9 protein-coding genes are annotated in these 9,246 nt (G+C 38.8%); 4 read left to right on the forward strand and 5 right to left on the reverse strand.

Annotated features, from left to right (window positions below; genetic code table 11):
• Positions 1 to 220: 220 nt before the first annotated feature.
• Positions 221 to 1,006: an ABC transporter ATP-binding protein gene (locus AC0UMU_RS12865; RefSeq protein ID WP_009317629.1), complete on the reverse strand. Its 786-nt coding sequence runs from the start codon at positions 1,004 to 1,006 to the stop codon at positions 221 to 223.
• Positions 1,003 to 1,746 (reverse strand): MlaE family ABC transporter permease, encoded by a 744-nt coding sequence (locus tag AC0UMU_RS12870; RefSeq protein WP_195596639.1) that lies wholly within the window; start codon positions 1,744 to 1,746, stop codon positions 1,003 to 1,005. Before AC0UMU_RS12870 ends, AC0UMU_RS12865 begins: the two co-directional genes overlap by 4 nt.
• 660 nt (positions 1,747 to 2,406) lie before the next feature.
• Here AC0UMU_RS12870 and lptB point away from each other — a divergent pair.
• Positions 2,407 to 3,222 carry an LPS export ABC transporter ATP-binding protein gene (lptB, locus tag AC0UMU_RS12875; protein ID WP_009317627.1) on the forward strand — a complete coding sequence of 272 codons (816 nt, stop codon included), beginning with the start codon at positions 2,407 to 2,409 and terminating at the stop codon, positions 3,220 to 3,222.
• Positions 3,223 to 3,251: 29 nt separating this feature from the next.
• On the opposite strand, the gene AC0UMU_RS12880 is transcribed toward lptB, so the two are convergent.
• The 3 genes from AC0UMU_RS12880 to AC0UMU_RS12890 are packed head-to-tail and all read right to left on the reverse strand — an operon-like array spanning position 3,252 to position 6,635.
• Positions 3,252 to 4,145, reverse strand: coding sequence for a CPBP family intramembrane glutamic endopeptidase (locus AC0UMU_RS12880; protein WP_122304718.1), 894 nt, complete (start codon positions 4,143 to 4,145; stop codon positions 3,252 to 3,254).
• A 12-nt stretch (positions 4,146 to 4,157) separates the two neighbouring features.
• The gene (locus tag AC0UMU_RS12885) at positions 4,158 to 5,042 is read right to left on the reverse strand and encodes a 1,4-dihydroxy-2-naphthoate polyprenyltransferase (RefSeq protein WP_122304719.1); all 885 of its coding nucleotides are present in this window, start codon (positions 5,040 to 5,042) and stop codon (positions 4,158 to 4,160) included.
• A gap of 12 nt (positions 5,043 to 5,054) precedes the next feature.
• Positions 5,055 to 6,635, reverse strand: a complete 1,581-nt coding sequence (locus AC0UMU_RS12890) for a DUF4435 domain-containing protein (RefSeq protein WP_022390452.1) — start codon at positions 6,633 to 6,635, stop codon at positions 5,055 to 5,057.
• Positions 6,636 to 6,760: 125 nt separating this feature from the next.
• Between AC0UMU_RS12890 and AC0UMU_RS12895 the strand changes: the two genes are divergently transcribed.
• The 3 genes from AC0UMU_RS12895 to AC0UMU_RS12905 all read left to right on the forward strand — a co-directional run bounded on the left by AC0UMU_RS12895 (position 6,761) and on the right by AC0UMU_RS12905 (position 9,171).
• Positions 6,761 to 7,366, forward strand: a complete 606-nt coding sequence (locus tag AC0UMU_RS12895) for a riboflavin synthase (RefSeq protein WP_009317623.1) — start codon at positions 6,761 to 6,763, stop codon at positions 7,364 to 7,366.
• Positions 7,367 to 7,376: 10 nt separating this feature from the next.
• Entirely contained in the window at positions 7,377 to 7,919 is a 543-nt protein-coding gene (locus AC0UMU_RS12900; RefSeq protein ID WP_288641946.1) for a nitroreductase family protein, read from the forward strand.
• A gap of 85 nt (positions 7,920 to 8,004) precedes the next feature.
• Entirely contained in the window at positions 8,005 to 9,171 is a 1,167-nt protein-coding gene (locus AC0UMU_RS12905) for an AIR synthase-related protein (protein ID WP_009317621.1), read from the forward strand.
• Positions 9,172 to 9,246 lie beyond the last annotated feature (75 nt).

Consider the following 9,246-nt stretch of genomic DNA (forward strand, 5'->3'; position numbering starts at 1 on the left):
CCGGTGTGGCCAACCGCAACATGATTTCTCCGAATGTGACTACTTTTTTGCTCATGGTTCAAATATAGTTATAAAATATCAGTGTGCAAATATACACTAAATCTTTGATTTTAAACAATCGATTGCGCAAAAATAAAAACAAACTTTTTAGCTTTATTTTAGACGCTTGTCAACAAATGTGTTACAAATTTCGTGTTCGTTGACGGGATTTGCAGTTGTACTATTCTTTCAGGGAATCGGACAGGTGTTCTTTTATGACATATTTTTTGACCATTTTGAAAAGATTGGAGGCAAAGACAAAGTCATTTAACGCTTTATTATCCGAAGTAAAAATTTCTTCATTATTTCCGACCCATTCTTTGTGTCCTTTGTCTAAAAATACTATATTTTCTCCGATACCCATAACCGAATTCATATCGTGCGTGTTGATGATTGTCGTAATGTTATATTCACGAGTAATATCTCGAACCAATTCGTCAATGAGAATGGAAGTACGAGGATCTAATCCGGAATTAGGCTCGTCACAAAATAAATATTTTGGATTTAGCGCAATCGCTCGGGCGATCGCAACACGTTTTTGCATGCCTCCGCTTATTTCAGAAGGAAAAAGGTCGTTTGCTCCTTTCAGGTTTACTCTATCCAGACAAAATTCTGCACGCTTTATCCGTTCGGCTAAAGATTTACGAGTAAACATCTTTAGCGGAAACATGACATTTTCTATTACGGTCAGAGAATCGAATAGTGCCGATCCCTGAAACAACATTCCTATTTCGGAGCGTAAGGCTTTAACTTGCGCTCCGGACATTTGTAATAAATCTTTGCCGTCATATAGTATTTGTCCGGATTCTGGATGTAATAATCCGACAATCGATTTCATCAATACGGTTTTCCCTGATCCGCTTTGTCCGATGATCAGATTCGTTTTTCCGGTGTGAAAGGTCGCAGAAATGTCATGCAAGATAGTTTTACCTTCAAACGATTTTGTAACATTTTTAATTTCTATCATTGCAATAATATTTTGGTCAGTAAAACATCGAGTAATAAGATGGTTACGCTGCTTACAACTACAGAGTCGGTACTTGCCTGCCCTACCTCAAGAGCACCGCCTTTTACTTTATAGCCGTAAAAAGATGCTACGCTGCTAATTACAAATCCGAAAAAAAGAGATTTGATGATCGAGTACCAGATATAATATTCATTAAAATATGATTGTAGTCCGTAAACATACCGGGATGTCGGAATAATTGATGTAAAAATACTTACCAGATACCCTCCGAATAATCCGGTAAACATGCTGAATGCTACCAAGATGGGGATAAACGTTACTAATGCCGTGATTTTAGGTAAGATGAGATAATTGGCCGAATTTACCCCCATGATATCCAGTGCGTCTATCTGTTCGGTTACACGCATTGTCCCTATTTCGGATGCGATGTTAGAGCCTATTTTTCCTGCGAGGATAAGGCACATTATAGATGATGAGAATTCGAGCAGGAGGGTATCTCTCGTTATTAAACCTACCGTATAGGGGGGAATCAACGGAGACATAATGTTCAAAGATGTCTGTATGGCTATAACAGCACCGATAAACAGAGAGATCGTTACCACGATAGCAATAGAGTCTATCACGAGTTGATAAACTTCCATTATATATCGTCTGAAAAATTCGCTCCATCGGTCGGGAATCGAGAAAACTTTACCCATTAATAAAATATATTCGCCGAACTTGTTTAGCGATTTTAATATAAACATATTTTTTCGTTTTTAATAGATACCATTTCAGTAAAAAGAGTATTCTTTTTACGACAACAATATGTATATTTTAATGAGAGCCTGTTTAAAATTTCCAATAAAGAAATATAATCAGGTCATCTTTGCATTTTCTTTCGGTCTGTTTTTCCGTTTTTACTCGATAGCCAGCTATCCTCTTCATAAAAACTATAAAACATTCTCAAAAGAAACTCTCAAGCCTGACCCGAGTAAAATTTAATCAGACTCTACAAACTTAGGGAAAAATTTTCAGGCATGGCTGTTTTAAACTTAAAAATTGATATAAAATACCTTTATCTTTCATTTGCATACAGTGTAACAGTTCTTTATAAGAATATTTTAAAAAACGAAAAAAATAAGGAAATGGAAAATTTTCATGAAAAAATAAATGTATATTTGCACATATAAAATGTATTAAAGTCGGCTTGTCATACTCTTACACACCTAAATATGCGATGTGAATCGCTGAGCTCCTAAAAAACGGTTATATTACCGTCTACAACACCAAAGAGATAAAGACGGGCTGGCTTTATTTTTTTATGTTTATAAAATTTAGAACGCCAAATTACCGAAGTTCATGAAAATCTTTACCTTTGCAATAAAAATAATCAGTCGCAAGTAAATCAGATATTAGGAATGTCAGAAAAGTTTATCCCGAATGTTGAGACAGAAAAAAATACGACGGATACCCGTATCGTGTCGGATGACGATTTGATGGTATTGAGAACCGAAAATTTAGTGAAGAAATACGGACAACGTACGGTTGCCAATCATGTCTCTATTAATGTAAAACAAGGTGAGATTGTCGGTTTGTTAGGACCGAACGGAGCTGGAAAGACCACGACTTTTTATATGACTACCGGTTTAGTCACCCCTAATGAAGGGCGTATTTTTCTGAATGATCTTGAGATTACGAAGTTTCCCGTATATAAACGTGCTCAGCATGGAATCGGATATTTAGCGCAGGAGGCTTCGGTGTTTCGTAAAATGTCGGTTGAGGATAATATTTTATCGGTTTTGCAGATGACCGGAAAGAGTAAGGAATTTCAGAAAGAGAAATTAGAAAGTCTGATTGCTGAATTTCGGTTACAAAAGGTAAGGAAAAATTTGGGAGATCAGTTGTCCGGGGGAGAAAGACGACGTACGGAGATTGCTCGTTGTCTGGCTATCAGCCCTAAGTTTATTATGCTTGACGAACCTTTTGCCGGGGTTGACCCAATTGCCGTAGAAGATATTCAGTATATTGTATATAAGCTTAAAGAGAAAAATATCGGAATTTTGATTACCGACCATAATGCTCCTGAGACTTTGAGTATTACCGATCGGGCGTATATGTTGTTTGAGGGTAAGATATTATTTCAAGGAACTTCTGAAGAGCTGGCCGTCGATCCGGTAGTTCGGGAAAAATATCTTGGGCGTAATTTTATTTTTCATCGTAAGAAATTCGATTGATTTTTCGAGGAATATACCGCGGTAGTTTTTTATATCCGTAACGACTTTTTTTGTAGATATTTATATAAGGTATAGCTGCATAAGATAAAAAGTATCAAACTATATATGGCAATATCCCAAGTACCGTTTTCTATAGTACCGAGTTTTTCAAAGTAAGAAAGTTCGTATCCCTGATTTTCTATATAATGGAAAACAACAGTTATGCTGTTATTAAAAAAATGTGCGGTTATCGGTAACCATATATTTCCTGACCATACAAGCAAATATCCGAAAAAAGCTCCGAGCAACATGCGAGGAATAAATCCGAAAAACTGAAAATGTACAGCGCTGAATATTATTGCTCCGATCCATATTGCGGCATGTTTGTTACCTGTTTTTTCCCATAATAGCTTTTGAAGGAGTCCTCTGAACAAGGCCTCTTCCCCTATACCGGTCAGAATGCCGATAACAAAAATCAATAATACCAGAGCTCCTAAAGAATGTACGTTTAGTAGTTGATCGGTAATCAGTTGGGCTGAGGCTTCTTTATTACGCATCCATGTTTCAATAGCCGAAAATTTCTCGGGCAATGACAAAGACTGATTCCAGCTAATGACTAAATTCATGAAGGGTACAAATACGATCATACAGATTATGACACCGATAAGTGCTGTAACAGTCGGTTTTTTATCCATTTTCAAGTAAGAAAACGGACGGGAACTGAATAGTCCGGCTGTAACTACGGCTGTGGAAATAAAAAGAAAAATACATTGGATGGACATGCTTCCTACAAGAATATCCGATTGGGATAAAATGTTACTAAAACCGGTGCTGAATAACCATATCAATATTGCCGATATGATGAGCATTATCAGCATAATACAAAGCGTAATGAATATTTTCGTCCAAAAAGAAGCTGTTCCGTATATATTTGAAAAAGTCATATTTTATGAATGTTAAAAGCTTGCCGATCGGGTTATAATTAAAATAAGAATAAGTAATAGCGTAAATATCAGTTGATTTCGAGCAGTTTTCCCTAAAATCGGATTCAGTTCTGTTCCTTTCTTTTTCGTCATTGCATACCAAGTTTTCAGGTGTATACTTAAATATAGAATAGCGGCGATATAGCCGGTTATATTGGTCGTGAACCAGATAGTTCCGGTAACAGCTAATGCTGCAATTCCATTCAAAAGGTATGCGTATTCTGCGAATTTACGCCCGAATAATACGACGAGTGTTTTTTTATTCGAAGTTTCATCGGTCTCTTTATCCCGATAATTGTTGACCATGAGAATATTGACCGATAATAAACCCATAGCTATGCTGCAAAGAAACACTTGCCGCTCGAAATAAAGCGCCTGGACATAAAAAGAAAGATTGACAGCTATGAGTCCGAAAAAAATGAATACGGCGATATCTCCCAATCCGTGGTAGGATAGGGGATAAGGTCCTGCAGAATAAGCTATTGCAAAAATTGCGATAAATATACCGGCGATGAGCAGTTTCCAACCGCCTATGGGGATAAGCAAACAGCCGGTAACGCAAGCTAAAGCCAATGTCAGTATTGTTGCCAGAAGCATGGATTTGGGAGAGATATCACCGGATGCTACGGCTCGACGCGGTCCTACACGATCAGAATTATCGCTTCCTTTTTTATAGTCGAAGTAATCGTTGCCGAAATTTGAAGCAATTTGAGCCAATAATGCGAATATAAGGCATATTGCAGCTGCATATCCGTTGAATGTATTCTGATACCATGCGTATGCCGAAGCTGCAATTACAGGACTTACCGATGTCGGTAAAGTACGGGGACGGGCAGCCTCTATCCATTTCTTTATCATTGAAACTCTATCTTAAAGTTCTTCTTCGTTTTCCTTTTGTACGATACCGAAACAAGCTTGTATCGCTTTACGTATTGTTGCGGCATCTTCTTTGTCTTCTTTCAAAATCGAAAGCACAAAGCTAAGATATTTTTCTTTATTTGCCAATCCGCATAAATGAGTCACTCGGCTTTGTGGTAGCATCCCTTTTTGATTATATACTCTTAAAATGGCCGGATAATCTTCATTTTCAGCATATCGGATAAACTCCTCGAGAATATTTCTATATATAGAGTCCGTGTCTATATTATCGGTCAACGTTTCTATATGCCGGGTAAACTCTTCGATGGTGTTTAAACGCCGGTCTATCGTGTATTCGATTTCTCTGCGGGTACGGTGACGGGTGTGTAGTAAGGCTTGAGATTCTATATCTTTTTTGAAAAGAGCTATTACGTTCTGTTTTACAGCATGAAATACTTCATCTTCATTCTGTAACATTCTTCTGGCAATTACTCGGATTATAGGTTCGAGCATTAGCAGATTTTCTACTTCAGCAACATCCGGGACATAAATGTTGCGTTCTCTTAAATATTTGATTTCATGCGGTGTACGTCTGTCCCTATCTACAATTCCTTTCGATTCGAGATGGTGAAATCCTTTCATTTCGGCAAAAGCTTTAGTCGTTTCTATGACCTTAGAGCATCCTCCGAGCGGTTTTACCATATATTCCGGGAAAATATACGGGTATAATTTTATATCGATACTGGATGAGTCCGTGCCTTCTATAAAAAGAATAGGTTTCCGGCTTCCTAACAGTTCAAGATAAACTTCTTCTGGAAAAAGTTCTTGATTTTCTATGAGTTCGTAATCCCAAGAGTGTTGATCTGCGTCGTATGATTTTACCCATATTCTTATTCCTCCGGTTCTTGTCGTTGCGAATTCTATATCGTGTGTCAGATATACAAATGTGCAGTCGGGGCGTTCTTGTTCTATATAATCCCATAAAGAACTCATGATCGAGCGATGCAGATGAACTTCCGGATCTTCGATAATCAAAATAGAGTCGGGCGATGCCGATAGTGCCGCTGCGATTAGATAGAATACCACCCTTTCGCCTTGACTCATGCGCAAAGCATTATATGGATTATTACATTTATCCGATATGATTTCCAAACGATCAGGTTTGCGTAATAGCCGACTGTGTGGAAATATTTTTTCCCATATAACTTGAGTTCTGTCGAGTTTTGTAACCGGGATGGCTACTCCGATCTCATTCTTTAACCGTTCTTTATATTCCGTTAGCGTTTTGAACTCTTCATATTGAAGTAGGCAAAACAGTTGCTCGAATTCCGTTTGTGTTTGAGAAGCCGATTTTTCGCTGAAAGCTTCTTTAAACTGTCGGGCAATGGAGTTGGGAGAATCGGGAGAGTCAGGAACGATACAAACCGAGTTCAGTGCGGATATGCGAAATGTCTGTTCAGGATATTCCCGTTCTATTTCTTCTCCGAAACGACTCTTGCCTGCGCCGTTTGCACCGATTATGACTATATTATGAGGGTTCTGTAAAACAATTCTTTCCGATAAATCGTTTTTAGGAGGTAATGTGATTTCCATATACAAACATGTTATCTTTAGAAAAACTTGTATTTCTCAAATGTACGGAATTATCATTTATAAAAGTGCCCGACTGCCATTTTTTTTTTATTTTTGAGGCAGATATAATTTAAAAACGGAATATTATGTTTTCAGGAATTGTAGAAGAAGCAGCTACCGTTGTGGCTCTTAAAAAAGAACAGGGAAATTTGCATTTGACTCTTTCTTGTTCGTTTACTGATGAGTTGAAAATAGATCAGAGCGTGGCGCATAACGGAGTATGTCTTACCGTGGTGAGTATAGAAGAAGGGGCATATACCGTGACAGCGATTCAAGAAACTCTTGACAGAAGCAATCTGGGCTTGTTGAAGGTCGGCGATAAAGTCAATCTCGAACGAAGTATGGTGATGAACGGACGGTTAGACGGGCATATCGTTCAGGGACATGTTGACCAGACAGCTCGTTGCACTGCTGTAGAAGAAGCCGATGGCAGTTGGTATTATACTTTTGTATATGATTTTGACAAAAAGAAAGCTCGCGAAGGATATATGACAGTGGAGAAAGGATCGGTAACGGTAAACGGTGTGAGCCTTACGGTTTGCAATTCTAAAGATGACAGTTTTCAGGTAGCTATAATTCCTTATACTCATGAACATACGAACTTTCATCAGATTACAGTCGGGAGTGTAGTGAACCTTGAGTTTGACATTATCGGTAAGTATATCAGCCGCATGATGAAGTATTCTGATTAAATCTGCATATATGGATTTCCTTTCTCTTGTAAAACAGCGGCAGAGCGATCGGGCTTTTGATCCGGAACGTTCTGTCGAGCCGGAAAAGCTGGAGCGCATTTTAGAGGCGGGACGGCTTGCCCCGTCATCCTGTAATTCGCAACCTTGGCATTTTATCGTAGTCGATGATCCGGAGTTGAAAAATCGTGTAGCAGATGCGACATCGAATCGTATATTGAACATTAACCACTTTACCAAACAAGCTCCGGTACATATTGTTATTGTTGAGGAAAGTGCTAATATTTCTGCTGGTTTGGGAGGTTGGATCAAGCGGAAGCATTTTCCGCATATCGATATTGGAGTAGCCGCAGCACATATTGTTTTGGCTGCGGCTGCCGAAGGATTGGGCAGTTGTATGTTGGGGTGGTTCGACGAAAAAGCCATGCGTAAGGTTTTGGGAATTCCTTCCGGAAAAAGAGTTATACTCGATATTGTAGTAGGATATTCGGTGCAGGAACATCGTGATAAAAAAAGAAAATCGGCAGATACGGTAATATCTGCCAATCACTATTGAATGTGAATGAGAAATAAGAGCGTGTACAATTTTGTACACGTTTTTTTTTACATTACTTTTGTAAGCGAATCAGAAAATTACCATAATGAGCGATCAACGTTATAATCTGCGCGGCGTTTCCGCATCGAAAGAGGATGTTCATAATGCCATAAAAAATATAGACAAGGGAATTTTCCCGAAAGCCTTTTGTAAAATTATTCCTGATATTCTCGGGGGAGATCCGGAGTATTGCAATATCATGCATGCCGACGGGGCGGGGACAAAATCTTCTTTAGCGTATATATATTGGAAAGAAACCGGAGATCTTTCGGTTTGGAAAGGGATTGCCCAAGATGCGCTTATTATGAATATCGATGATCTTTTGTGTGTCGGTGCTACCGATAACATTCTTGTGTCTTCGACCATAGGACGAAATAAATTGTTGATTCCCGGTGAGGTCATTTCTGCCATTATTAACGGTACGGACGAATTGCTTTCGGAATTGCGTGAGTTAGGTGTAAACGCTTATGCTACCGGAGGCGAGACAGCCGATGTAGGGGATTTGGTGCGTACGATTATTGTGGATAGTACGGTGACATGCCGGATGAAGCGGTCGGATGTCATATCGAATCATCGTATACAGGATGGTGACGTTATCGTAGGTATGGCCTCATTCGGACAGGCTACTTATGAAAAAGAATATAATGGAGGCATGGGTAGTAATGGCTTGACTTCTGCCCGTCATGATGTTTTTTCTAAATATTTGGCTGAGAAATATCCCGAAAGTTATGATGCGGCTGTTCCTGAAGAGCTTATCTATTCCGGAGGACTTCGTCTTACAGACGAGATCAAGGGATTGGGGCTTGATGCAGGTAAACTTGTATTGTCGCCTACCCGTACTTATGCACCGGTAATTAAAAAATTATTGGATTATATGAGGCCGGAAATACATGGTATGGTACATTGTTCGGGTGGAGCACAAACTAAGGTAATGCATTTTGTAGAAGGTGTGAAAGTCACGAAAAATAATCTTTTCCCTGTTCCGCCTCTCTTTAAGATGATACAAGAACAGTCGGGAACTGACTGGCAGGAGATGTATAAAGTGTTTAATATGGGACATCGTATGGAAGTGTATGTGACACCAGACCGAGCACAAGAAGTCATAGATATTACCCGCTCATTCGGGATCGATGCCCAGATTATCGGATTTGTCGAAAAAGCTGATAAGAATAGTCTCGTTATCGAATCGGAATTCGGACATTTCGAATATTAGAACTTCTGGAAATGATAAAAAGGGATATTCAGTAAATGTCCCTAAAAAATAAGATGGCATATGAAGATGATAGCG

Source organism: Coprobacter fastidiosus (genome assembly GCF_982245605.1).